The organism is Humisphaera borealis (assembly GCF_015169395.1).
Lineage (GTDB): Bacteria > Planctomycetota > Phycisphaerae > Tepidisphaerales > Tepidisphaeraceae > Humisphaera > Humisphaera borealis.
The window spans coordinates 3,929,678-3,952,628 of sequence record NZ_CP063458.1 but is presented as its reverse complement, the minus strand read 5'-3'; the positions used below and the strand labels follow the sequence as shown (position 1 = coordinate 3,952,628).

Sequence of the window (22,951 nt, the reverse complement as noted above, 5' to 3'; positions counted from 1 at the left end):
CTTTTAGGGAGTGCGTCGTATCGCTCGTGGCCTCGATACAGGTCGACGCGGCGCGATCGGCCCTAATTCCACGCGAATCGTCGCGAGAAACGGTGACCGCTGCAGGGTGGTGATCCTGCATCTTACCGCGAGCTATGCCATCGCTTTACGAAACGTTAACGAGGAGGCACTCGTGTGGATGAAGACCCGAGGTCGATCAAGACCTGGTGTGGATCAAGACCTGGTGTCATGGCGTGGCATTGTTGCCCTGTTGGTCGGCCTTGGAGGCGATGGGGGCCGCAGGTGACTCGCCGATGGGTGCACGCAGTCGCAGCAGGAGGCGCTGCTGTTCTTCAAAGTCCAGGGGTATGACGACCAGCGACATCGTCTGGTTTTCGATCTTGATCTGGGTGATTTTGACGGGATATCCGTTCTCGAGCTTCTTGGGGTCCGGCGGAAGAAACAGGACGGCGTCGTCAGACTTTCCGTTCAGGGAGCTCAGAACCAGCCGGCACCGCGCCGCAACGACCGCGGCCTGGTTCCAGGTGCCGTCGGTTTCGATGGCGGCGTTGTCACGGACGGCGTCGAGCGCGGGCTTGAGGGCGCCACTGACTTTGTCGGTGTAGCCGGACCAGAGCGCCTTGGGAATCGGAATGCTACCGGCCATCAGGCTGTCCACGGAAAGGATGAACAGACCCTGCTCGTCGATCTTCGGTGCCACGTGCACGCTGACCACGCGCCCCGTGCCTTTGTGGGTGACGGCGAGCACGATATGGCCTTCGTGAATCGCGATATACGGGTCGGCGATCGCGTGCCCATAACGCTCCAGGAGCTTCTCCCGCTCTTTCCAGAGGACGGCGTTGAGCTCGTCTTCGGTGAGAGAGATCGACTGAGTTTTAGCCGGTGCGGTTGCGGGATCGGTATCGACACGCGGACGGGCGGTGCGGTGCGGCCAGTTGCTCTGGTCTTGGGCCCAGTTCTGCATGAGTCCGAGCTTCACCAGCGCGCTGTCGTAGTTGCGCGTCATGGTCTTGTCGTCCATGACGTTGGTCCGGTACCAGGACGGCGACCGCCCGGTCATGTACGCCAGGGTCGCCACGCCGACGGCGATCAACACCAGCAGGAGGGTAATGCCCAGCAGCAGTCGTTTGAGCCAGCTTCGCTTTTTCTTCATGCGGACTTCCATGACGCGGCGTTGGGGGACGTCGAACCGGGCTGCATGTTAAGGGCAGGATCGGCGGCACGGAATGATGCGAATGGCGTCAATTCAGATCAGGAGTTGCGTCCAGAGCTGATAGCCGACCCACGCCCCGGCCAGGCCGGCCGGCAACGCGAAAACTAGCCCCGCCAACTGCAGACGCCGGCGGGTGTAGCCGCGCATCCCGGCGAGCCAGAGCAGCTCGTAGCCGATGAGACCGAGTGCAAGGATGCCGACGGCGGCGCACATGACGGCAAGAACGATGCCAAGGACGTAATACATGCTTCGGAAGACTCTATACGGTCGTCCGCCCGGACGCGACCGGTGCGGCGGGCACCGCAGCACCATGGATCGCCGGCAGCCGGACGATCATCCTGCTGCCAAGGCCGAGGCCCTTGCTCTCGGCGGTCAGCGTGCCGCCGTGGTTTTGCACGATGGCATGGCTGATGGACAACCCCAGTCCGGTGCCGAGTCCGCAGCCGTCATCTCCCCGGCCGCGCTTCTGCGTGAAGAACGGCTCGAAGACACGGTCCAGCGTTTCGGGCGTCATACCCCTGCCGTTGTCGATGACGCTCAGTTCGACGAACCCGTTGGGCGCCTCGCGAACCTCAATCCGCACCTCGCCCGACCCGGATGCGACCGCTTCGAGAGCGTTCACTGCGAGGTTCAGCAGCACCTGTTTCATTTCCTGCTCGACGGCCATGACGAGGCCTTCGGCGTCGCCCACGCGGGTGACCGACGCGAGCGGATCAGGGGCGATTCCCTCGTCAGAATCGGCGATCACCACCACACGTTTGTCGCGATGCTCTCGCAGCCCCCCGATGATGCTCGCCACCTCGCGGGCCGTCTCGAGCAGGCTGACGGGCTGGCGCGCGTCATCACCGCCGCGGGCCAGGGACAGCAGCTTCTGTGTGATCTGTTTGCACCGGAATGCTTCGTCACAAATGATCTGCAAGGACTTGGCGACGTCGGCGGTGTGGCCGGCATCGGACGAAGGCTCGAACTTGCCGATCGCCGCGATCGAGTACTCGGCATAGCCGGAAATGATGCCGAGCGGGTTGTTGATCTCGTGCGCCACGCCGGCGGCCAGATAACCAACGCTCGCCAGGCGCTCGGAGCGAATGAGCTCCTTGCTCTTCTCGGCGACCTTGCGTTCAAGCTCGTGATAGAAACCGTCGAGCTCGGCGGCCATCTGATTGAAGTCATTGGCGAGCGAAGCCAGTTCGTCGCGGCCGCGGGCGTCGACCCGGCCTTTGAACTCGCCGGCGGTCAACTGATGTACGCCGGCGGTCAACCGTCGGATCGGGTTCATGACGCCGCGGTAGTGCAGCACGCCCAGAACGATTGCCAGAAAGACGACCAGCCCGCACAAACCGCCAACCAGCGCAAATGTGGCCTGCCGTTTGGTCGCCGCTGCCTCCTGAGCCAGTTCTGTCGATTTACGGATTCCCGACGACAGCAGGGCGATCTTCCCCAACTGTGCGACGATCGCGTCCCGTTGCATCGCCACGGCCTCGGCCGGTGCGCCTTGCGTCGATTGCTCGAGCAGTTCGAGGTTGCCTGCAATCGTTTGCAGGGATCGGCGGATGTCGCCGGTCGCGGGGTCATCGCTGACGACCGGCGGGAGCGTGCGGGGAGACGCCACACCCGGGCCGGCCGACTCATCACTCAGCGCAAAACTCGTGATCGCGGCCGAGACTTCCGAACGCGCGGCAGCGATCGATTGCGGGTGCGGCCATTGCAGAAGCTTTTGCGCCGTCTGCAGGTGGGTGCCGGCGACATACGCTTGGCGAAGCCGTTGGTAGCCGTCGAGGGCGACGCCGTAGTCCTGATGCAAACCGTTGATGCCCCAAAGGCTCGCGGCGCTGACGAGCAAAAGCCCGAAAAGCGTCGCGCCGACCTGCCAGGAAATCTTCTGCCGCAGCGTCATCTGCATCGCATTCTATCCGGCTGAGGAATCGAAGCGATTGTTATCCGGCAGATGCGATTCCCGGATGAAATGGGAAAGAATTGCGCTCGTGTCGCATGGGCAATCGCTGTTGCACCATGCCGAACGCTTCGCAAGACGGCCGCCACCTGCCCGCTTACCATACGGGCGTGCTACAGCAAATCGTCCGAGGTCCGCTCCTGATCCCCCGCGACGGCGGCTCTGTCGACTTCTACCGCGATGGTGTTCTCGCCGGTGATGCTTCAGGCGTACTGCTGTTCGCCGGTGACTGGCCGGCGCTGCGATCACAGTTGGGGAGCGACGCACCTCCCGCGAGGATGAGCGACGGTGTCCTGCTGCCGCCGCTGATCGACATTCACACCCACGTGCCACAGCACCCGATTCGTGGCCGGTTCGTGGAAGGCATTCCGGACGATGCACCGGGCGGCAAATTGATTGCGGGTCTCCGACGAAACGTCTTTCCCGCCGAGGAAGCCTGCAACGATCCAGACCACGCACGGGCGGTAGCCCGGCAGTTTCTGGCCGACACACTCTCCCACGGCGTGGTCGGCGGGGCGGCTTACATGACGACGTCGGCCGGCGCGACTGAAGTGGCGCTGGCGACGCTGCCCGATTCCTGGCAGGTCGGCATGGCGATGATGAACCAGAACTGCCCGCCCAACCTTCACACCGACGAGGCAACCGTCGCCGCCGACATCGAGCGACTTGCCCGGCGATTCGGGCCGCGGTCCATCGTTACCGATCGCTTCGCGTACGCGGTCGGTTCGCCGCTGCGGCGGCTGGCGTCGAAGCTCGCCGGACGGCTCGGGCTCCGCACGCAGACGCACCTCAACGAGCAGGTCGGCGAGAAGCGGCAGATCGAGCAAGTGCTCTATTCCGAAGCCGCCAGCTACACGGATGTCTACCGCCGGGATGGCTTGCTGGATCATCGCTGCATCCTTGCCCATTGCATCCAGATGCGCCCGGAGGAATGGCAGATCGTCGTCGACACCGGCTCGGTCGTTGCCCATTGCCCGACGTCGAATCTGCTGCTGGGCTCGGGCGTCATGCCCCTGGACGAGGTCGTCGCCCGCGGCATTCCCTATGCGATCGCGACCGACGTCGGCGCATCCCCGACGGTGAGCATGCTGGCGGAGATGAAGCGGTTCATGACCGTCCATGAAAGGCGATCAAAACACGCGACGGCCGTGGAGGCGCTCTGTCGCGCGACGCTCGCCCCGGCGGTCATTCTCGGCCTCGATGCCACCCTGGGCCGGCTGGAAGCCGGTCGGCCGATGTCGTTTATCGAGGTGATGCCGGGCGATACCGACGTGGCAGGAAAGACGACGGGCGAGCAGGCGATTCGGGTAATTTTGCCCGACGATCTGAACTCGCCGGCGTCGGCCGTCAGGCGGGTGACATTGAACGGGAAACCGGTACATCAGTCGGCCGTGCCATAGCCCGGTGCGTGATGCCGACTCTCTCGAGGGAAGGGGACCATCAAATGTTAATCCCGACATGCCGAAGGATGAGATCGCGGACCGCCGTCGGTGCGATCTCGCCTGGCGGAACCAGATCCTTGTCGCGGGAGATGAACATCGGCCCCTCGGCCGGCGTTGCGGGCGGACGGCCGTGGCTTCCTTTGACGAGGGTGGCGTCGGTCGGGATCACCTTCATCATCGTGCGGAAGCCGAGTTTCTTACGCAGCAGCGTCAGCGCGATGCGGCCCTTGACCATCGACACCTTGGGGTCGAGGAACAGTTCCGCCGGGTCGTAGCCGGGCTTGCGATGGATGTCGACACTGCGGGCAAAGTCCGGCTCCCGGGCGTCGTCGAGCCAGTAGTAATAGGTGAACCAGGCTCCGCGCTCCGCGACGGCGACGAGTTCGCCGCTGCGGTCGTGATCGACGTGGTGGGCCCGCTTGCCGTCGGCATCGAGAACGGACTCAATGCCGTCGACGTCTTCCAGCAAGGCCTTCACCTCGGCGACGCGGGAGCGGTCGTTGACGTACACATGGGCCACCTGGTGGTCAGCGGCAGCGAACGCCACGCTCTGGCCGGGGTCGAGCAGTTCGCGCCCCATTTCCTTGCGGACCGCGATCAGGCCGGCCCGGCGGAGCACGCGGTTGATGTCGATCGGCTTGTTCACGGCCTCGATGCCATACTCCGACAGCACGATCACCTTCGCGCTGCGCTTCTCGAAATGGTCGAAGAGCTTGCCGCAGACATCGTCGAGTTCACGAAGGTCTTTGGCGGCGATTGCCTGATCCGGGCCGACCTTCTGCAGCACGTAGTCCAGGTGCGGCAGGTAGACGAGCGTGAGCGTGGGGTCATACTTGCGGTCGACGCGAATCGCCGACTCGGCAATCCAGTCGGTCGCCTTGATGCTGGTTGCCGGTCCCCAGAAGTTGAACAGCGGGAATTGGCCGAGCTCGCGCTGCAATTCATCCCGGAGGGTCGGCGGATTGGTCCAGATGTCAGGCAGCTTCCGGCCGTCGGCGGGATACATGGGTCGCGGCGTCACCGTGTAATCCGCACGGGAGTACATCGCGTACCACCAGAAGCAATTGGCACAGGTAAAGCCGGGGTGCGTTGCCTTGGCGATGTCCCAGATCTTGGGCGACTGCACCAGGCGGTTGGATTGCTTCCAGAACTTCACCTCGCACTCGTCGCGGAAGTACCACCCGTTGGCGACCGCGCCGTGTTCCGCCGGCCACTTCCCCGTGAGGTAGGTCGACTGCACCGTCGTCGTGACGGCGGGCAACACATGCCCGATCGGCGCGACCGCCCCGGCATCGGCGAGTGCATTGAGCCGAGGCGTATGAGGACCGATGAGCGACGGCGTCAGGCCGACGGCATTGATGACGACCGTTTTCTGGAGCGATGGCACGGGTCGATTGGAGGGGCAGGACGGAGTACGGTCAAGCGTTGCGAAAATGCAGAATCAACAAGCGGGCACGGAGACCAACTCTGCGTGTCTCCGTCGTGAGCCGTTCGGCAACCCGGCGGAGAAGGAAAAGTCCCCCGAGGTTCCGGGTCCGATAACCATAATCACGGATTGTCGTAACGATTTTCTCTCAAGTTTTACCGGCATCGCGATACAGTGCCGCGAACGTGAGATCACTTCGATTCCTACCGCTGGCGTATCTGGCAGGCGTGCACGGGTTTGCGCTGTTCGCGCCTTACCTTGCGTTCGCCGTCGCCCTGACCCACATCCTGTGGGCCCGCCGTCGCCGTGCCGAGGCATTGGCCCTCCGCGTCGCCCAGACGGCCGCCGTCTGAATCCCGCCTCGGCTCCTTTCGCTTCAATTCTGAGTTTCAACCGGAAGTCTTTTCACCGCGTCCACGATCGCCGCGTGGACTTTGGCGTTTGCCGCAATCGTGCTGTGTGACGTTCCGGGTTCGAGCAACTCCGGCCGAGTGCGGATGTCGATGTTGGTCGTCGGCGGATGACGGGTGAGCCTGGCGGGTTCATCCTTCACCGGTACGCCGCGAAGCCAGGGGAAGGCGTCCCACACGCCATTGGACTGGTAGAAGTTCAGACACGAAACGACGTTCGGCGGGATCTCGGCCGGCGTGACCGGATCAATTACAATCAGCAAATCGACGGACTGCCCGATCTCGTTCAATCGCCGGCTGATGAGAATGACGTCGTCGGCACCATACGAGAAGCCGACCAGGATCACCGGGCTGGCAAGCGATTTCGCGGCGGCGCGCTCGGCCAACGCCGACTCCACCTGCCGCCATTGGTCTTCCTTAAAGACGACGGCGGGGCGGCCGGCCTGCCGCAGCTTCGACGCGAGCTGGTCGATGCCGTCGGAATACAGATCCCGCCAGCCGCGAATCAGGACGATCGCAGACCGCGACGCGGGGGATGTCGTCGGAGCCGTTATGGCAGCGAGCGTAGACGGATCACCGGCGGGGGCGGCGTTGCAGCCGTTCAAAAGGCCTACGAGCAGCGCGATGGCGGGAACACCAACGCCGAGGCGGAGCGCGTAACGCTGCCTGGCGGCGGGTGCGAACAACGCGTCGGTCGAAAGATCAGTCATCTCAATGGGCATCTACTTCGAAAGCTTCGCCGACACCTGCCCGGCGATCACATGGTGCAGGACGCCACGGTCGCGCAGCAGGAGACGGCCCATGTCGTCCAGTCCTTCACACTTGCCGTTGACAGCCTTGCCGTCGCCGTTGTCGAAAACGCTTACCTGCCGTCCGATCAGGGCGTGGTGTTCATCGTATTCCTTGAGCAATGCCGGGAAAGGCGTTTCGGGAAGGCAGCGGATCAGTTGCTGAAGCTCGGTCGCGACGCACGCCAGCGCGTCGGTCATGTCGAGTGGCCGGCCGGCGATCGCGGAAAGGGACGTTACGCTTTTTTGCAGGTCGGCGGGTGCGTCGGCGGGGTCGACGTTGACATTCAGCCCGAGCCCGACGAGGTCTGCCCGTCTGACCCGCTCGCAGAGAAGCCCGCCCAGTTTTCGGCCCGCATGCAAAAGATCGTTGGGCCATTTGAGCTGAATGCCCGGCTTGCCGGAGAGTTTCTCGGCCGCCCGGCGGACGGCGATGCCGGCGATCAGCGGCAGTTGGTGTGGCTGCATTGCTTCGTCAACCGGCAAAACGAACGTGACGGTCAGGCATCCGCCCGCCGACCACCAGCGGTGCGCCCCGCGCCCGCGGCCGGCGGTCTGGTGTCCGGTCAGCACGACGGAAGGCGCGTAAAGCGTTCCCCGCTCCCGAAGGGCAACGGCATGGTCGTTGGTGCTGCGCAGCCGGGGGAACCAGTGAAGCCGAAAGGGCTTAATTGCCAGTCGAAGCCGACTGAGATCGAAGCTTGATCGTGACGGCTGCGGCATGCGCAAGGTGCGTCGGGCGAAACCAGGAGTGGAGACCAGAACGTAACTGCGGCGTAAACAGGCAAATCTCTGCCTTTTGAATACTGATGGGTGGCATGGGCAAGCGTATTCGCTTGCCCGTGGCGGATGCCGTCCGACGTTCGCCACGGGCAACGCGTTACCGTTGCCCATGCCATCCAGAAACACCGTTCTGCCGTCCTACTTTTTCACCGTCTTGGCCGTCTTGTCCTGCTTCGGCTTCTTCACTTCTTTCTTGCGAACCTTGTTACCCTTACCCATGATCGAACTCCGTTCCGTATGTGTTCCGGCCGCAGGGGCAAACTCGAAGAGCCCGCAGTTCCGGCAGCCGGGTGGACGGTAGAATCGTACCATATGTTGAGGGTGCACGACGATTTGTGGGGATTTCCGGGACAGGGGCTCCGAGGCTATACGGCGGGCAAGCCCGCCGGCTTCACGTTGGCCGGCTGTAGAATCGTCTGTCCTTTCAAACTTGTTGCCGGGCTTACGCCTGTGGCGTCTGATCCGTTGTTCCCTATAATCCCGCCGAACTGACGTTCGCAGACGCTCATTCGTTCCCACGGTCCGCACTATGCCCTACACGCTTTCCAAGACCAGCGACGAAGTCCTCCCCGGCGAACTGACCGGCAGCGAAATCTCCGAAAACCGCTGGACCCTCAACTTCGGCCCGCAGCACCCGGCCACCCACACCACGCTCCGCCTGGTGCTGGAACTGGACGGCGAACGGATCGTCAAGGTCACGCCGCACATCGGCTACCTGCACTCCGGGTTCGAAAAGTGCGGCGAAGCGCTCAACTACAACCAGTACGTCACGATCGTCGACCGCATGGACTACTCGGCGCCGATCTATAACGAACTGGCGTGGCACGGCGCGGTCGAAAAGCTGCTCGGCATCGAACTGACGCCGCGAACAAAGGTGCTCCGCACGATCGCAGGCGAACTTGGTCGCATCCAGTCGCACCTGCTGTGCGTCGGGGCGGCGGGGCTCGACTTGGGCGCGTTCACTGCGTTCCTCTATGGCTTCAATGAGCGCGAACGCATCTACGACATCGTCGAATACATGTCCGGCCAGCGGTTCCATACGTCCTGGACGCGCGTCGGCGGCCTGAACCAGGACCTGCCCGACGAAGCCGTCTTCAAGCGGATGGTAAAGAAGTTCATCGACGAGAACATGCCCCGCGCGATGGAAGACGTCGCCAAGCTGCTGAATAAGAACCGCATCTTCATCGACCGTACCAAGGGCATCGGCGAGATCTCCCGCGAAGAGGCGATCGCCTGGAGCCTGAGCGGCCCGATGGCCCGCTCGGCCGGCGTGAAGCGCGACATTCGCAAGGATGAGCCGTACCTCTGCTTCGCCAACAACTGGGACGGGCAGGGGAGCAGCGCGATCGACTTCAAGGTCCCGATCATGACCACCGGCGACGTCTACGCCCGATACCTGGTCCGGCTGGAAGAAATGAAGCAGTCGCTGGACATCATCCGCAAGCTGATCGACGACATCCCCGGCGGCCCGGTCAACGTCAGCCCTGAAGGCAAGGATGTCCTTCCGCCGAAGGAACAGGTCTACAGCAGCATTGAAGGCCTGATCCAGCATTTCGAGCTGATCATGACCAACCGCGGCTTCGAGTGCCCCAAGGGCGAAGTCTACAACGCGATCGAAACCGCCAACGGCGAGCAGGGGTTCTATGTCGTCAGCGACGGCGGCAACCGCCCCTGGCGCTGCCGCACGCGCCCGCCGGTGTTCATCAACTACTCGGTGTTCCCGAAGCTGCTCGAAGGGCACATGATCAGCGACGTGGTGGCGGTGCTGGGAAGCATTAACGTAATCGCGGCGGAGTTGGACCGGTAGAATAGGCTCGAGGACCAGAAATGCCTTCACCCTTCCCTGGCATGGATCCCTACCTCGAGAATCCGGACCTGTGGCCGGATGTTCATCACGGATTGATCGGCACAATAAAGCGTTTGCTGAGCGCGAAGTTGAGAACCAGCAACTACGTGGCTCGAGTCGAACTGCGAACATTCATGTTCGATGACGACGACCCGGCAAGCGAGATCTACGTCATCCCGGATGCGCGAGTGGTGCTTCGCAATCCCGAGGCGATCAAAGTCGGTGACGGAAGGACGAGTGGCGGGACGGCTGTCATCGACCAGCGCATCTCACCGGCGATTGACGTCACGGAGCTATCTCCAGCCGTAGCGCAAGAGCGATTCATTGAGATTCGCGATGCGTCAAATCGTCAGGTAGTGACCGTCATCGAACTGGTCAGCCCATCGAACAAGAGAGCTGGTTCCGCCGGGCGCCGGTCCTTTCTCAAAAAACGAAAGGATGTCACGGAGTCCAATTGCAGCTGGTTGGAGATCGATTTACTGCGCGATGGTGCGCCGACCATCAGCTTTCCTTCGATTCCGAGCACTGCATACCGCGCCTACCAGGATCGGACCACCGCAGACGGCAGGAGGCGTTGGCTGTGGTCGTTCGGTATTCGCGAGCCGCTTCCGGTCATTGGTGTCCCATTGCGTCCGGGTGAATCCGATGTGCCACTCGACTTGCAGGAGGCGTTGACGCTCGCCTTCACAGATGCGGATTACGATCTGGACACCGATTACCGAGTGCCGCCCAATCCGCCACTCAGCAACGAGGACGCGCAATGGGCCAGCAAACTCTTGCGCGCCAAAGGTGTGATTACTTAGTCTTTGGTCATCCAGACTCGAAAACCGCGCCGCTCTGAGTAGAATCCGCCAGCCGGCAAAACGCTGCGGTCCGCAGTGCGGACCCTACATGACCCCGAAAGCACCATGGCCTGGATTACCGAAAACCGTCGCACTGAAGTCCTTGAGCGTCGCTCGGAGCCTTACCTCACGGACGCTCTGAAGGACTACTTCGCCAGGAAGTACTTCCCACGCTATCCCACCAAGCGGGCCGTACTGCTGCCGGCGTTGCACGCCATCCAGCATACTTACAACTGGATTCCGCCCCAGGCGATGGAAGAGATCGCGGCGTTTCTCGAGCTCGCGCCCGCCGAGGTCATGGACACGGCGACCTTCTACGAAGAGTACTGGCTCAAGCCCAAGGGCGAGTTCCTGATCCAGGTCTGCCGGTCGCTTTCGTGCGAAATCTGCGACTCGGCGAAGCTGACCGACCACTGCAAGCAGAAGCTGGGCATCGAGCCATTCGAAACGACGGATGATGGCCGCTTCACGCTCGTCGAGCTGGAATGCCTCGGCGCCTGCGGCACCGCCCCGGTGGCGCTGATCAACGACGTGCTCCACGAGAACCTGACCGTCGAGACGCTCGACCAGCTCATCGAAAAGCTTCCCAAGCACGCCCACGACTACAAGGACCCGGAGATCGGCTGGAACGACAGCGATCTGCCGCACCACTAGGAGGTGCTGGGGTGATCGGGTGATGGGGTGGCGCGGCCGCAATCAGCAAGCCCGGGATCGATTGGCTCATGGCGACCCCACCACCCAGCCACCCAACCACCCCGACACGTTACTTGTCTCCAATGCTCTGGATCGGCATCGCCATCGTCCTTCTCGTCGCTGGCGGGTTTTACTACTTCCATCGCACCTACCACCTGCTGACCGTTCAGCCCGGCGTGCTCTACCGCTGCGGGTTGCAGAACTTCGGGGAGTTCGAGAACGCCGTCCGTAAGACCAAGCCCAAGACGATCATCACCCTTGTTGACGACCCCGAGATCGCCGACGCCGAAAAGCCCCAGTTCAAGCGGGAGATTGACACTTACACCGGCGGCAACGGCGGGGCGACGGTGGCCCGCGTGCCCATCAAGCTCGGCGGCTGGCCGGACGGGGACCAGTGCGAGCAGTTCCTGGCGATCCTGGCCGATCCGCAGAAACAGCCGGTGCTGGTGCACTGTGCCCAGGGCGTTCGGCGGACGGGGATGTTGGTCGCCGCTTACCAGATGTCCGTCCTCGGGTACGATAAGGAGCGGGCCGTGAAGGAGCTCGAGACCTTCGGCCACAGCGAGCGGACCGTCGGCGATATCAAGCGGTTCATCGAGTGCTATGATCCGGTGACCAGGCGCATGACCAAGTCGCTGCCGATGAGCAAAGAGTAGATGACGGTCGGTGTTCGCAGACCCGAAGCCTGCGCTACGAGGTTCTCCATGGACCCCAAAAAACCCACACGTCCGGCCGGGCAGAAGTCCACGAGTCAGAAGCCGACCGGCCAGAAGCCCGCCGGAAAGCCCGCGAAGAAGTCCGCTTCCACGACCGAGTATGTCTTCGGCTGGCTCGGCAGGCAGGTGGGGCACGTGAAGAAGGCAGTTCAGTCCGACGTCACCAAGCCCGCCGCGAAAAAGCCGCAAGCCGCGGCACAGAAGCCGACAGCGGCCCAAGCGTCGGGAACGCCAAAGTCGCCATCCCGTGCGGCCGCCAGTCCAGCACCGTCCGAGGGGGCGACGCTCTCTGAGAAAGTGATCTTCCGGCAGGACAAGGTGGAAGAAGCCGAGATGCCGCATCAGCCGGGCGTCATCCTGCGTCGGACGATCATCGACGAGGTGGTGGTGGAGCGAGAAGTGAAGGACGGGACGAAGAAGTGACAGTGGCGGCGGTGTCTTGCTACCGCCCGATTGATCGTGCCTGCATCACCAGCTTCAGACATCGCACGAGCAGTCCGCCTGCCAGGATCATCACCCATCCAATTGAAAGGCCCGTCGCCCAGCGCAATGCCTCGAACATGTCCCACCGGTCGCGCGGCCGAGGAAAGCCGGGGTCGAGTGTATAGAGCCGCCACTGCAAGACCAACAGAATCACGGCGGGCGTCAGCAGCAGGTAGAGACAAACTCCCTCGAGATTCCAGACGCGAAACAGCAGGTTTGCCGCCAGGTAGACCGCTACCTGCAAGAGCAGCGGGGTCACAAACACCATGAAGAGGAACGCGCCCCGGCCGTTGGTGCGTCCTTCTTCGAACTGGCTGATTTGTGTGGCGGAAATGGCGGCGAAGACGAACCAGATGACATGCGTCGGCGACGCCGGCTTGTTCCAGGGCGACGGTTTCGGCGGGGCGGGGGTGGGAATCATCGGGCGATGGTATTCGAGTATGGTCGGTGGCTTGCTGTCTATTGCCGCACCTCAGCGTTGGATCGTGCTCGGCGACGAACCCCATCGTAAACAAAGATGCAGCATCGCACGGCGACGTAGATGCCTGGTGGCCAGAGGATGTTCACGCTCGGCTCCACCAACTCCGCTCGCCAGCGGGAACGAGGATGATTGGGGTCGCCGTAAATGATGTTAATTCGATGAATTGCTTCGTAGATCATCCATGAAATGCATACGACGAACGTGATCGTTCGGAGCCAGCGAATCGGTCGTCGCCGAGTCCCGACCCAGACGAGAACAGGAGGGACGATGTAGATCGCTACGTAGTCGATTCGCTGCAGCCAGGAATCCAACCGGTAGAACATGAGAGACAACGCGGCAATCGCGAAGCCCCACGCCGCGATCGCGACGTTTCTTGGGTCGACCCCTGGCTTTGTCGTACCGGGTCGCGCGTACCCCAATGGAATTGGCGCAACCAAAGAAGCCGGTGTATTGGGAGGCTGCGAATTGATGTCGGTGGTTGCCATGGGCCACTCTCGGGCAGGACCGATGACCTTAGCCCCGTTTGTCTCTCGTCCCTCCCGCGATTAGACTCCCGATCAGCATGAAAATCCACGAATATCAGGCCCGCAAGATCCTCTCCGACCTCGGCGTTCCCGTTCCTCCCGCCGAGGTGGTTCGCACGCCGGAAGAAGCCGCGGCGGCGTTCTCCAAGTTCAACTCGCCGATGTGCGTCGTTAAGGCACAGGTCTACGCCGGCGGACGCGGCAAAGCCGGGTTCGTCAAGCTCGTCAAAAGCCCGGGCGAGGCGATGCAGGCCGCCCACTTCATGCTCACCAACCGCATGACCAGCTACCAGACCGGGCCCGAAGGCGTGCCGGTGTCGGTGCTGATCGTCGCGCCCGGCGTCGAAATCGCCAAGGAATACTACCTGGCGATCACCGTCGACCGCGCCCGCAAGACCTCGACCCTCATCGCGTCGGCCGAGGGTGGCGTGGAGATCGAAGAAGTCGCCAAGCACTCGCCCGAGAAGGTGTTCAAGATTCCGCTGCACCCGGCGCTGGGCCTGCAGCCGTTCCAGGCGACGGAGCTGGCGTACAAGCTGGGCTTTACCGGCAAGCAGACGCGCGAGGCGTCGAAGATCATCACCGGCCTGGTGAAGGCGTTCTTCCAGACGGATGCCTCGCTCGCCGAAATCAATCCGTTGGTCGTGACCAAGGACGGGCAGATGCTCGCGCTGGATGCGAAGTTCAACTTCGACGACAACGCGCTGTTCCGCCACCCCGACATCGCCGCGATGGCCGATGAATCGCAGGAGAAAGAACTCGACGTCCGGGCCCACAAGGCGAGCCTGAACTACATCGCCCTTGACGGCACGATCGGCTGCTTGGTCAACGGCGCGGGCTTGGCGATGGCGACGATGGACATCATCAAGCTGCACGGCGCCGAGCCGGCCAACTTCCTGGACGTCGGCGGCGGCGTGACCGCCGAGGGCGCGATCGAGGCGTTCAAGATCATCCTGTCGGACGAAAAGGTGAAGGGCATCCTGGTCAACATCTTCGGCGGAATTGCCAAGTGCGACCTGATCGCCGAGGCGCTGGTCAAGGCCGGCCGTGAAGTCGGCTTCAAGGTGCCGGTGGTCGTTCGGCTGGAAGGCACGAACGTCGACAAGGCCCGCGAGATCCTGCAGGCGGCGAAAGCCGAACTGCCCACGCTCATCCCCGCGACCGACCTGACCGACGCCGCCAAGAAGGTGGTGGCGGCGGTGGGGAAAGCAGCTTAAGCAGGCACGAAGGCCAAGAGGCACGCAGGCACGGAGGGATTCGGATTCGATCCAACGCTCTTCGTGCCTACGTGCCTCTTGTCTTCACGCCTCTTGCCTTCGTGCCTGCCCTCCTTAAAGTATCCCCGCCATGAGTACTCTCGCCCTGTTGCCTTATCTCGCCCAGACGTCGGCCAATGAGCCGCGGGTTGCCTGGGCACCGGTCGTGCTTCTGCTGATCATGGGGATCGGCTTTGCCGTCACGAACGTGGCGCTGTCGATCTTCGTCGGGCCTAAGAACACCGGTCCGGGCAAGGAACAGACCTACGAAAGCGGCATGGTCCCCGTCGGCACCGCCCACCAGCGGTTCAACGTGCGGTTCTATATCGTCGCGATGATCTTCCTGGTCTTCGACGTCGACATCATCTTCATGTACCCCTGGGCGACGATCTTCACCGACGGCGTCCGCTCGACCGGAGTCGTGGGTGGCGTGTCCTTTGGAACACTGCTGCTCCTGGAAATGGGGATTTTCGTTCTGTTGCTGCTCGTTGCTTACCTTTATGCATGGGGTAAGGGCGTGTTCAAGTGGGATTGAGGGCTCGACGTCGGTCGATCCATCGGTAACGATTTCTGCGAGCCACGAGGTCTACCTCGTGGCTCGCTTCTTTTGTTGTCTCGCCGATGACACAGCCGCTGCCTTCAACACGTCGGTTTCGCGTCCGTCGGCTTGCTATAGCCGGCGTAGCTGTCGCGCTGTCGATCGTCGGCTGGTACGTAGTGCGATATCACGTCTGGGACGAGTACCTGTTCCCGCGCAACTTCAAAACGGTGGAGGAAGGAAAGATCTACCGGAGTGGACAAATCTCCAGCCATCTCATTCGAAAGACACTCGAGCAACACCAGATCAAGGTGATCGTGTTCATGAGCCGGGACGACCGGCGGATACCGGATGTCGACGCCGAGTGCAAAGTGTCGGCGGAACTCGGGATCGAGCGACACAACTTCAGTCTCGGGGGTGACGGGCTGGGAAATCCGGCAAGCTATGCCGACGCGCTGGCTGTTCTGACCGCGTCGGAAAAGGTGGGCAAGGCAGCACTGGTCCACTGCAATGCCGGCACGCAACGGACCGGCGGGGTGGTCGCACTTTATCGGACGCTGATCCAAGGTCGTACAGGTGAAGAGGCCTACATCGAACTGACGCGCGCCGGCCATGATCCCGACGACAATCCCGGGCTCATCCCATTTCTCAATCAGAACATGAAGCAGATCGCCGAGATGCTGGTCGATCGGGGCGTCATTGAACGCATTCCCAACCCACTTCCCCACATCAAATCTTAGCGAATCAGACTGTTGGATTCGCGATCGAGTAGGCAAGCCCAGCGGATGCGCAGGTTCCGGCTGGAATCAAGGGTGTGCCTATTGGCCGTGCGATACAACCGAGGCCAGCCGCACATCAGAACCAGGCTTGGCTCGGCCTCCTCCACGTGAAATGGCCAATTCTGGGCTGAATTCCGGCACTTCCGCTGGTCGCGAAATATTTTTTCGTCTCTGGCATCAACTTCGCTCTAGGGTCAGTCGAGCGCGGTTGGTTCCCTGGACAAGTGCGGCCTGCGGGCGGTCCGCAGGCCGCATATTGTCCGAGGGGTTATCAAGGCTCACAAAACATTTCGCCGAGGCTGACGCTCCCCGACATGGGTTGAGACATCAAGCCGACGCGAACCTAATCCTCGTTTCCTCCTCCGCCAAGCCGCACGGCACTACCCTCCGCCGTGCGGCTTTTTTCTGCGCTGAATCCGGGAGCTACCTGGGACGTGGTGTAGGTGTAGTGGTGTACAGGCACCCTGTAAGCTACTGTCCGCATTGCGGTCGCAAACCCGATGGTATGTGCCGAGGCGCACCGCCGTTCTCTCTATAAACCCCACCACTCCACTACCTCTTCCATTGGCACAGACCAAACACGAAATCCAATCCCTTCTGGCAAGTGCGGATACCTCGCCACGACATCGGTTCGGGCAGAACTTCATGATCGACCAGAACCTCGTCCGGCTCGTCGCAGACGCCGGCGAGTTGACGCCGCAGGACTGGTGCCTGGAAATCGGTCCCGGCACCGGCACGCTCACAGAAGAGCTGCTCTCCCGGGCCGGCCGTGTGACGGCAGTCGAGATCGATCGCGACCTTGCGGGTTTGCTTCGTGAACGGTTGAGCGGTCGCGAGAACTTCCAGCTCATCGAAGGCGACGCCCTGGCGAGCAAGCATGAGCTGAATGCCGACCTCCGGGCGGCTCTCGACGCCGCCCGCCGGGACGGCCTCCGCCCCAAGCTGGTCGCGAACCTGCCGTACAACATCGCCTCGCCGCTGGTGATCGAGCTGCTCATCGCCGGCGTCGATCTGCTGACCTTTACCGTCCAGAAGGAAGTCGCCGACCGATTCAAGGCCCAAGCCGGCAGCGACGACTACGGCCCCCTGACGCTGATGGCGCAGATGCTCGCGAAAGTAGAGGTCCTGCGCAACCTGCCACCCCAGGCATTCTGGCCGGCACCCAAGATCGATTCTTCCCTCGTACGGCTTCGCAGAGACGACCGGCTCGGCGCGGGCGTCAAATCGTTTGATGTCTTCATGCACAAGGTCTTCTCGTTCCGGAGGAAGACATTGCGCAAGGCTATCGATCAGGCAGGGTACGACGCCGACCGAATCATCCGGGAGAGCGGCATCGACGGGTCACTCCGACCGGAAGTCTTTACGCCGGAGCAGATCGTCGAACTCTGGAAGATCGCGTTGCCAACCAGGGTGTGAATCGTCGCGTCTTACTTCGTAGCCGGCGCCATTCTTTCCTTGCCCGTCCAGCGGAGTGCCTCGCGGATCGCCGTCGCGAGTGGTTCGGGCTTGCTCTCGGCGAAGAATCGGATGGCAATCGGTGCGTTGCGGGTGTGCAGCAGCATGGGCGCGACCGACACAATTTCGATGCGTGCCGCGCGCAATGCATCGATGACGTCGTTCGACTCGTAGTCCAGCACGCAGAATTGACCGACTACGTTCGTTTTCCCGCAGGGGCAGTAATAGAAGCTGAACACCGATTCGATCCCGGCCGCCGTGGGAACTTCCATGCCGTCAATCGCCAGCGCCAGATCGTCGCGCGGGACGGTGATCACATAGACGCCAGCAGTCTTGTACACCCCGCTGCGACCAAGGATTTTGGAAACGGTTTCGAACGACACCTTGGCCTTCGCTTCATCGGAACCTGGGTCGGGCTTGGGGACGGCGGCGTTCGTCGCAGGCGGAAGCTCGACGAGCAGGGCACGCCGTTCGGCAGGCGCGCCCGCGCAGCCGGCCAGACACAGGATGGCAAGCCCGAACAGGCATACCGCGGGCGACAGCGATCGTCGGAGAGTCGGCATGCGGTCATGTTACCGCACAGTTGCCCGTTCCAAACCCCTTTTGCTTCAGCGGGCTCTGTCTACTTGCTTCCCTCGGGCAGAAGCTTGCCACTGGCTTTCAGCTTCTTGTACGCCCGCCGACGGACGAACATATAGGGTTTGGCAATCGTGCGATGAAGGTTGATCAACCAGCTTCGCCGCTGCGATTGCTCCAGTTCCTGAGGCGTCATTTCGTCCCGCCGCAACTTCTTTTTGTGCTTCAGCAGGTGGTAGACATCTTCGCGCTGCAGGCGTGCGAGCAGCCAGCGGCTCCAAGGCCAGTCATCGAGGTCGTAGAGGTCGTAGCTGATCTGAAAGTCGATCAGGTGGGGCAGGCCGTCGTCGCCAAGCAGGATGTTTTCGGGCTTGTTGGTGTCGACGTACGCAATTCGCCGACGGTGCAGTTGCGACATCAGGGCCAGCAGATTGTCGAAAAATCCGTCAGGCACCGGGCGGTCAGCACTCAGCGGCTGCCCTTCGACATACTCGTGGACGAAACCAGTCTTGCCGACGCGGCCGACCACCCCTGGAATATTGGGCAGGTCGGCGAGCCTCAAGTAAAACCGCAGCTCGCGTTCACATAACCACTTGCCAAGCCAATCGAGCGGCCAGCCGAGGAACTTTTCTGCCCGGCCCATCTTCAGCACGACTTTCCGGCCGGCCTGACTGGCGTAAAAACCCGTCGCGGCAAAGAAATCGTGCTTGATGGTCTGGGTACGGCGATAGACGACCCCGTCGATCTCGAATTGTGCCGGAAGCCCATTCCTGCCCAGCGCACGAAGTGACCAGTATTTGCCGTCGGCTGGATGCGACGCGGGATCAAGAGGATCTTCGTTGGCGTGATCCGTCACGACTGCGATTAGAACCGATCGACAAGCCGGTTGCGACCGGCACTACAAACGAGCACTACAGACCGGCGATCGTGCGTCCTTATGGGGCAAACTATCTGGGTACGATGTTCGGGGCCGGCTGCGGTTCGACACGCTTGACCGTCTTCTTCTGCTTTTCGGGGAAGACCGCCGTGACGTAAAGGATCAAAAGCAGACCCAGCCACGCCGCGAGCAGGCCCGCAGCAACAAAGAATCGACGGCGACTGGGCTTCAAAGGAGGCAGAAAACGCAATCGCGACGCCTGCGGGGTTTCGTCCGGAGTGGCGTCCGGCTTGGCGGCGACGGAACGATGTTTCTTGCCGGCGTTCATTATTCTCTGACTGAAGATTACGGGAAATGGTCTGAAGACCAGATGGGTGCCGCGCAAAGGTTACAACTGTACGCCTGAAACACGCAGCCAGGACTCAGTCAGGGATGACAATCTTGTAGCCCTGGTTGAAACCGGAACGAAAGTCGAAGACGGCCTTGAAATCGTCCAGCGTGTCGTCTTCGGTCTTCTGGAGTTGTCCTGCGTCGATCAGAGCAAAAACGATTCTGCCGAAATCGTACGTCGAAGTGACGTTCCATCGGCCGAGAACCGCGCGGGCAAGCAGACCCCACTGGGCCAACGCGTATTCGCGAAGGCCTTCGCACAACTGTTGGCCCGAGACATGACGGTTGACGTGCTCGGCCCCTTCGGCCCTGGCTTCGCCATGAACGCGGTGTGCCGCAAAGCCCAACCCCTGCTGGACGAACTCATACGCATCGCGCGGGTAGAGGCCGACATCGGCCACGACCTGCTCCAACGTCTTTTCGCGAGTCTGGGTCTGGTGCTTTGACGCCATGCGGGGAATATATCCTGCCAGGCAGGGCGACCAAAGCGGGAAAGTTTTGGCAGCCACGGAATGTTTGACGAAGAACGAGTCTCCGCGTCGTCAACTAAGACGCCAACGTTGTTGGAAAGTTCGAATGGACGAGATTGTCGCTGACTTGCTGATGATCGCTGCCGTCTCGGTCGGCTGGCAGGCACTGGCCAGGGGCATGGCGCTGGGGCTGGGTGCGGCGATTCCGATCGGACCTGTCAACGTGGAGATCGCCAGGCGCGTGCTCAGGCACGGCTTCCTGGCAGGCGCGGCCCTGGGTTTGGGCGCGGTCACGGTCGACGTTTTTTACGCCGTGCTCTCCACCTTCAGCTTCGCACGCCTGCTCAATCAGCCGGCGGTACTGTTGACGATGTCCGGGCTTGGCACGCTCCTGCTGGGATACCTGGGGGTGCAATGCCTGATCGCGGCCCGCAAGGCATGGACGACTGACCCCATTGATGCCAGCCTGTCCGATACGGCGGCTGCCTCCCGGTCCGGCCATACCGCCCTGCGGTCATATGTGACCGGCTTGTTGATGACGTTGTTGAACCCGATGACGCTGGCGTTCTGGTTCGTGGTGGTGCCGGCAATGGGCACCGGGCAAACGCCGGCGGCAGGAGATTCGGCCGGACAGACAACTTCCCAAGCGGCGGGAAGCCAACTGCCGATGATGTGCGTCGGCGTGTTCCTTGGTACTGTCGGCTGGGTGCTGGGATTCTCGACCGCGTTGTCGATCGCACAGCGCGCCGCCGGTTCCGGCCACCGTCGCCGAAAGTGGCTTGCCCTGGCCGACGCGATCGGAGGCGCGGCGCTGTTGGGTTTTGGTGTGCTGTCGGCGGTCGGGTTCTGGCAGTGGATGAAGGCGGTCCTATAATCGCCGCCGGTGTTCCTCGACCGTCTGAATGGTCGATGCCCCGATCTGCCGTGTCGCCACATTGACGTCGGAGATCGAAGCTCATGGCGGCCTGCCTTCCGCCGTCGGCACAGTCTCGTAGTGACTCAGTTTGCCCTGTAGTGAATCAGTTTTGCGGAGAAAGGAGACATCGCCGCCATCCGACCGTTGGTCGGAAACGGCAATCTCGATCCTCCGCCGGAGATGCCAGACGATGACCCACCGCACGCTTCGGAACGAACTTCCCACCCGGCTGTCCGGCTCGGCCCGACGCCCCCGGTTGCTCGCCGCCGCCCTGAGGGCGCTGGTCATCGGCGGGCTGGCCGCGCCGATCTACACCCTGGTCGGCTGCAACGCTTACGAACCGCCGATCTTCGACCCCAGCATGGTCGAACTGCGGGAACGCCAGGGCGCCAACGACGCCTCGGTCAAACTGGAAAAGTACCCGGCGACGCTGCAGGCAATTCCGACACCCAAGGGTGGCGACGCGGGCGGCCCGCGACCGCCAAACGACGCCTACATCGGAAAGCTGCCCACGACCGGCCGCACCTACGACCCCAAGAATGCAGTCCACCTGAGCCTGCGTGAGATCATCACCCGGGCGGTGCTCTGCAACTCCGAAGTGAAAGTCGCCGGCTACGACCCGGCCATCAACGCCCAGCGCACGATCGAACAGGAAGCGGTGTTCGACGCCGCCGCGTTTCTCAACCTCAGCACCGCCCGCCAGGACACCGGCCTGTCCACGACCGACAGCCTCGGCCTTGGCAATCAGGCGGGCAATACCGTTGTCGGGTTCAACAACAAGACCGTCACCAACACCGGCGCAACCGGCCTGCGGCAGCGGATGGTCACCGGCGGCGAGGCTCGCCTGACCTACTCCTGGGCCTGGAGCCGCATCGACAACATCGCCTCTTCGGACGAAAAATTCTGGCAGAACGAAGTCCGCCTGGAAGTAACCCAGCCGCTGCTTCGAGACTTCGGTCGCGATGTGAACTCGGCACGGATCGAGATCGCCCGCGGCGACCAGAAGATCAGCGTGCTCGACTTCCGCCGGATCCTGGAAGAGCAGCTTTCGGAACTCGAACGGGCCTACTGGCAGCTATATCAGGCGAACCGGATCGTCTACATCCAGGAAACGCTGCTGGCCGACACGATCGAAACCTACCGGGTTTTGTACGAGCGATGGATTCGAGGTCTGGACGCGTCCAAGATTCCCGTCAGCCAGGCGCAGTCATCAGCGCGAGCCCGCCAAGCAGACCTGATCCGCGCCAAGCAGAACGTGGTGGACCTGTCGGACGAGATCAAACGCCGCATGAACGACCCGGAATTCCCGGTGTCGTCCTCATTCCTGATCGTGCCTTCGGACGCGCCGCTGCAAGATCCGGTCAACTTCGACTACCAGGTGGCGATCGACGCTGCGGTCGCACATCGCCTGGAACTCGGTCAGCAGCTCGTCCGCATCGAACAGTCGCGCGTTGCCGAACGTGTCGCCGCCAACAACAAGCTGCCGCGGGTGGACTTCGTCGGAAGCTTTGGCTTCCGCGGGCTGGGGGACGGCCCGGGAGAGGCGAGCAAGAATCTTTGGGAGTTGAACAGCCCGAGCTGGTCGTTCGGATTTGAAATGGAGTATCCGATCGGCAACCGCTCGGCGCGGGCGATCTTCGAGCGTGCCCGGCTTCAGCGGCTTCAGGCGATTGAGCAGTATCGCAACATCCTTGCCCAGGTGTCGCTCGACGTGAAGACGTCGATGTCCGACATCCGGTCGAACTGGGAGCAGTCGGCAGCCCGCACGCAGTCTCGGCTGGCGAGCCGGGAACAGCTCGACCTCATCCAGAAGCAGCAGGATCTGGGCGAACCGATTACGCCGCCCTTCATTCAGGTCAAACTGCAGGCCCAGGAAACCCTCGCCAACGAAGCCCGCGAAGAGGCCGCCGCGATCGCGAACTACAACATTGCGATCCAGCGTCTCGAGCGTGCCAAGGGCACACTTCTGAAATACAACAACGTGAAGCTGAAGGAAGACCCCGGCGCCAAATACCTCAATCGCGCCTGGGTGGAGGAAGTGCTGAAGCCCTGAAGCCAGCCGGAATGACGAAGTCAAAATGGCGGATGAACCTTCA

At 62.3% G+C, this 22,951-nt stretch carries 24 protein-coding genes; 13 read left to right on the top strand and 11 right to left on the bottom strand.

The window, feature by feature from the left end; all coding sequences use genetic code 11:
- Window positions 1–226: 226 nt before the first annotated feature.
- The 3 genes from IPV69_RS14765 to IPV69_RS14755 all read right to left on the bottom strand — a co-directional run bounded on the left by IPV69_RS14765 (window position 227) and on the right by IPV69_RS14755 (window position 3,113).
- Window positions 227–1,153, bottom strand: a complete 927-nt coding sequence (locus IPV69_RS14765; protein WP_206290455.1) for a hypothetical protein — start codon at window positions 1,151–1,153, stop codon at window positions 227–229.
- Between the two features lie 93 nt (window positions 1,154–1,246).
- Entirely contained in the window at window positions 1,247–1,459 is a 213-nt protein-coding gene (locus tag IPV69_RS14760; protein ID WP_206290454.1) for a hypothetical protein, read from the bottom strand.
- Window positions 1,460–1,472: 13 nt separating this feature from the next.
- Window positions 1,473–3,113, bottom strand: a complete 1,641-nt coding sequence (locus IPV69_RS14755) for a sensor histidine kinase (protein ID WP_206290453.1) — start codon at window positions 3,111–3,113, stop codon at window positions 1,473–1,475.
- 161 nt (window positions 3,114–3,274) lie between these two features.
- Between IPV69_RS14755 and IPV69_RS14750 the strand changes: the two genes are divergently transcribed.
- Window positions 3,275–4,564 carry an amidohydrolase family protein gene (locus tag IPV69_RS14750; RefSeq protein ID WP_206290452.1) on the top strand — a complete coding sequence of 430 codons (1,290 nt, stop codon included), beginning with the start codon at window positions 3,275–3,277 and terminating at the stop codon, window positions 4,562–4,564.
- Window positions 4,565–4,604: 40 nt separating this feature from the next.
- On the opposite strand, the gene IPV69_RS14745 is transcribed toward IPV69_RS14750, so the two are convergent.
- Entirely contained in the window at window positions 4,605–5,993 is a 1,389-nt protein-coding gene (locus IPV69_RS14745) for an alkaline phosphatase family protein (protein WP_206290451.1), read from the bottom strand.
- Window positions 5,994–6,217: 224 nt separating this feature from the next.
- Here IPV69_RS14745 and IPV69_RS14740 point away from each other — a divergent pair, with 224 nt between their 5' ends.
- A complete protein-coding gene (locus tag IPV69_RS14740; RefSeq protein WP_206290450.1) occupies window positions 6,218–6,385 on the top strand; it encodes a hypothetical protein in 168 nt (55 codons plus the stop codon).
- 23 nt (window positions 6,386–6,408) lie between these two features.
- On the opposite strand, the gene IPV69_RS14735 is transcribed toward IPV69_RS14740, so the two are convergent.
- Window positions 6,409–7,152 (bottom strand): hypothetical protein, encoded by a 744-nt coding sequence (locus tag IPV69_RS14735; RefSeq protein WP_206290449.1) that lies wholly within the window; start codon window positions 7,150–7,152, stop codon window positions 6,409–6,411.
- Window positions 7,153–7,164: 12 nt separating this feature from the next.
- The gene (locus IPV69_RS14730; protein WP_206290448.1) at window positions 7,165–7,953 is read right to left on the bottom strand and encodes a biotin--[acetyl-CoA-carboxylase] ligase; all 789 of its coding nucleotides are present in this window, start codon (window positions 7,951–7,953) and stop codon (window positions 7,165–7,167) included.
- Between the two features lie 589 nt (window positions 7,954–8,542).
- Between IPV69_RS14730 and IPV69_RS14725 the strand changes: the two genes are divergently transcribed.
- The 5 genes from IPV69_RS14725 to IPV69_RS14705 all read left to right on the top strand — a co-directional run bounded on the left by IPV69_RS14725 (window position 8,543) and on the right by IPV69_RS14705 (window position 12,533).
- Complete coding sequence (locus IPV69_RS14725; RefSeq protein WP_206290447.1) at window positions 8,543–9,820, top strand: NADH-quinone oxidoreductase subunit D; 1,278 nt, start codon at window positions 8,543–8,545, stop codon at window positions 9,818–9,820.
- 20 nt (window positions 9,821–9,840) lie between these two features.
- Window positions 9,841–10,662 (top strand): DUF4058 family protein, encoded by an 822-nt coding sequence (locus IPV69_RS14720; protein WP_261361971.1) that lies wholly within the window; start codon window positions 9,841–9,843, stop codon window positions 10,660–10,662.
- A 105-nt stretch (window positions 10,663–10,767) separates the two neighbouring features.
- Window positions 10,768–11,355, top strand: a complete 588-nt coding sequence (locus IPV69_RS14715; RefSeq protein ID WP_206290445.1) for an NADH-quinone oxidoreductase subunit NuoE family protein — start codon at window positions 10,768–10,770, stop codon at window positions 11,353–11,355.
- Between the two features lie 122 nt (window positions 11,356–11,477).
- A complete protein-coding gene (locus IPV69_RS14710; RefSeq protein ID WP_206290444.1) occupies window positions 11,478–12,050 on the top strand; it encodes a fused DSP-PTPase phosphatase/NAD kinase-like protein in 573 nt (190 codons plus the stop codon).
- A gap of 48 nt (window positions 12,051–12,098) precedes the next feature.
- Window positions 12,099–12,533: a hypothetical protein gene (locus IPV69_RS14705; protein ID WP_206290443.1), complete on the top strand. Its 435-nt coding sequence runs from the start codon at window positions 12,099–12,101 to the stop codon at window positions 12,531–12,533.
- Window positions 12,534–12,552: 19 nt separating this feature from the next.
- Here IPV69_RS14705 and IPV69_RS14700 read toward each other — a convergent pair whose 3' ends face one another.
- On the bottom strand, window positions 12,553–13,014 hold the full coding sequence (locus IPV69_RS14700) for a hypothetical protein (RefSeq protein WP_206290442.1): 462 nt from the start codon (window positions 13,012–13,014) through the stop codon (window positions 12,553–12,555).
- A 622-nt stretch (window positions 13,015–13,636) separates the two neighbouring features.
- Here IPV69_RS14700 and sucC point away from each other — a divergent pair.
- The 4 genes from sucC (at window position 13,637) to rsmA (ending at window position 17,587) form a co-directional block, all read left to right on the top strand.
- Window positions 13,637–14,815, top strand: coding sequence for an ADP-forming succinate--CoA ligase subunit beta (sucC, locus tag IPV69_RS14695; protein WP_206290441.1), 1,179 nt, complete (start codon window positions 13,637–13,639; stop codon window positions 14,813–14,815).
- 130 nt (window positions 14,816–14,945) lie between these two features.
- Window positions 14,946–15,389 (top strand): NADH-quinone oxidoreductase subunit A, encoded by a 444-nt coding sequence (locus IPV69_RS14690; protein ID WP_206290440.1) that lies wholly within the window; start codon window positions 14,946–14,948, stop codon window positions 15,387–15,389.
- An 86-nt stretch (window positions 15,390–15,475) separates the two neighbouring features.
- Window positions 15,476–16,132, top strand: coding sequence for a protein-tyrosine phosphatase family protein (locus tag IPV69_RS14685; RefSeq protein ID WP_206290439.1), 657 nt, complete (start codon window positions 15,476–15,478; stop codon window positions 16,130–16,132).
- 603 nt (window positions 16,133–16,735) lie between these two features.
- The gene (gene rsmA / locus IPV69_RS14680; RefSeq protein WP_206290438.1) at window positions 16,736–17,587 is read left to right on the top strand and encodes a 16S rRNA (adenine(1518)-N(6)/adenine(1519)-N(6))-dimethyltransferase RsmA; all 852 of its coding nucleotides are present in this window, start codon (window positions 16,736–16,738) and stop codon (window positions 17,585–17,587) included.
- Between the two features lie 11 nt (window positions 17,588–17,598).
- Here the strand turns inward: rsmA and IPV69_RS14675 are convergent, their stop codons facing one another.
- The 4 genes from IPV69_RS14675 to IPV69_RS14660 all read right to left on the bottom strand — a co-directional run bounded on the left by IPV69_RS14675 (window position 17,599) and on the right by IPV69_RS14660 (window position 19,921).
- Window positions 17,599–18,189 (bottom strand): DUF1259 domain-containing protein, encoded by a 591-nt coding sequence (locus tag IPV69_RS14675; protein WP_206290437.1) that lies wholly within the window; start codon window positions 18,187–18,189, stop codon window positions 17,599–17,601.
- A gap of 59 nt (window positions 18,190–18,248) precedes the next feature.
- A complete protein-coding gene (locus IPV69_RS14670) occupies window positions 18,249–19,058 on the bottom strand; it encodes a protein kinase family protein (RefSeq protein ID WP_206290436.1) in 810 nt (269 codons plus the stop codon).
- A gap of 91 nt (window positions 19,059–19,149) precedes the next feature.
- A complete protein-coding gene (locus IPV69_RS14665) occupies window positions 19,150–19,407 on the bottom strand; it encodes a hypothetical protein (RefSeq protein ID WP_206290435.1) in 258 nt (85 codons plus the stop codon).
- A 94-nt stretch (window positions 19,408–19,501) separates the two neighbouring features.
- Window positions 19,502–19,921 carry a Minf_1886 family protein gene (locus tag IPV69_RS14660; RefSeq protein ID WP_206290434.1) on the bottom strand — a complete coding sequence of 140 codons (420 nt, stop codon included), beginning with the start codon at window positions 19,919–19,921 and terminating at the stop codon, window positions 19,502–19,504.
- 124 nt (window positions 19,922–20,045) lie between these two features.
- Here IPV69_RS14660 and IPV69_RS14655 point away from each other — a divergent pair, with 124 nt between their 5' ends.
- Together IPV69_RS14655 and IPV69_RS14650 are read left to right on the top strand one after the other, a co-directional pair.
- Window positions 20,046–20,813 (top strand): LysE family transporter, encoded by a 768-nt coding sequence (locus IPV69_RS14655; RefSeq protein WP_206290433.1) that lies wholly within the window; start codon window positions 20,046–20,048, stop codon window positions 20,811–20,813.
- Window positions 20,814–21,045: 232 nt separating this feature from the next.
- Complete coding sequence (locus IPV69_RS14650; protein WP_206290432.1) at window positions 21,046–22,908, top strand: TolC family protein; 1,863 nt, start codon at window positions 21,046–21,048, stop codon at window positions 22,906–22,908.
- Window positions 22,909–22,951 lie beyond the last annotated feature (43 nt).

Excerpts from the sequence above, each read along its gene's own strand:
- IPV69_RS14665 (WP_206290435.1), bottom strand. The coding sequence starts at position 19,407 with ATGAACGCCGGCAAGAAACATCGTTCCGTCGCCGCCAAGCCGGACGCC.
- IPV69_RS14755 (WP_206290453.1), bottom strand. The coding sequence starts at position 3,113 with ATGCAGATGACGCTGCGGCAGAAGATTTCCTGGCAGGTCGGCGCGACG.
- IPV69_RS14725 (WP_206290447.1), top strand. The coding sequence starts at position 8,543 with ATGCCCTACACGCTTTCCAAGACCAGCGACGAAGTCCTCCCCGGCGAA.
- IPV69_RS14765 (WP_206290455.1), bottom strand. The coding sequence starts at position 1,153 with ATGAAGAAAAAGCGAAGCTGGCTCAAACGACTGCTGCTGGGCATTACC.
- sucC (WP_206290441.1), top strand. The coding sequence starts at position 13,637 with ATGAAAATCCACGAATATCAGGCCCGCAAGATCCTCTCCGACCTCGGC.
- IPV69_RS14760 (WP_206290454.1), bottom strand. The coding sequence starts at position 1,459 with ATGTATTACGTCCTTGGCATCGTTCTTGCCGTCATGTGCGCCGCCGTC.
- IPV69_RS14675 (WP_206290437.1), bottom strand. The coding sequence starts at position 18,189 with ATGCCGACTCTCCGACGATCGCTGTCGCCCGCGGTATGCCTGTTCGGG.
- IPV69_RS14735 (WP_206290449.1), bottom strand. The coding sequence starts at position 7,152 with ATGACTGATCTTTCGACCGACGCGTTGTTCGCACCCGCCGCCAGGCAG.
- IPV69_RS14720 (WP_261361971.1), top strand. The coding sequence starts at position 9,841 with ATGCCTTCACCCTTCCCTGGCATGGATCCCTACCTCGAGAATCCGGAC.
- IPV69_RS14700 (WP_206290442.1), bottom strand. The coding sequence starts at position 13,014 with ATGATTCCCACCCCCGCCCCGCCGAAACCGTCGCCCTGGAACAAGCCG.
- IPV69_RS14730 (WP_206290448.1), bottom strand. The coding sequence starts at position 7,953 with ATGCCGCAGCCGTCACGATCAAGCTTCGATCTCAGTCGGCTTCGACTG.
- IPV69_RS14660 (WP_206290434.1), bottom strand. The coding sequence starts at position 19,921 with ATGGCGTCAAAGCACCAGACCCAGACTCGCGAAAAGACGTTGGAGCAG.
- IPV69_RS14650 (WP_206290432.1), top strand. The coding sequence starts at position 21,046 with ATGACCCACCGCACGCTTCGGAACGAACTTCCCACCCGGCTGTCCGGC.
- IPV69_RS14690 (WP_206290440.1), top strand. The coding sequence starts at position 14,946 with ATGAGTACTCTCGCCCTGTTGCCTTATCTCGCCCAGACGTCGGCCAAT.
- IPV69_RS14715 (WP_206290445.1), top strand. The coding sequence starts at position 10,768 with ATGGCCTGGATTACCGAAAACCGTCGCACTGAAGTCCTTGAGCGTCGC.
- IPV69_RS14655 (WP_206290433.1), top strand. The coding sequence starts at position 20,046 with ATGGACGAGATTGTCGCTGACTTGCTGATGATCGCTGCCGTCTCGGTC.
- IPV69_RS14710 (WP_206290444.1), top strand. The coding sequence starts at position 11,478 with ATGCTCTGGATCGGCATCGCCATCGTCCTTCTCGTCGCTGGCGGGTTT.
- IPV69_RS14685 (WP_206290439.1), top strand. The coding sequence starts at position 15,476 with ATGACACAGCCGCTGCCTTCAACACGTCGGTTTCGCGTCCGTCGGCTT.
- IPV69_RS14705 (WP_206290443.1), top strand. The coding sequence starts at position 12,099 with ATGGACCCCAAAAAACCCACACGTCCGGCCGGGCAGAAGTCCACGAGT.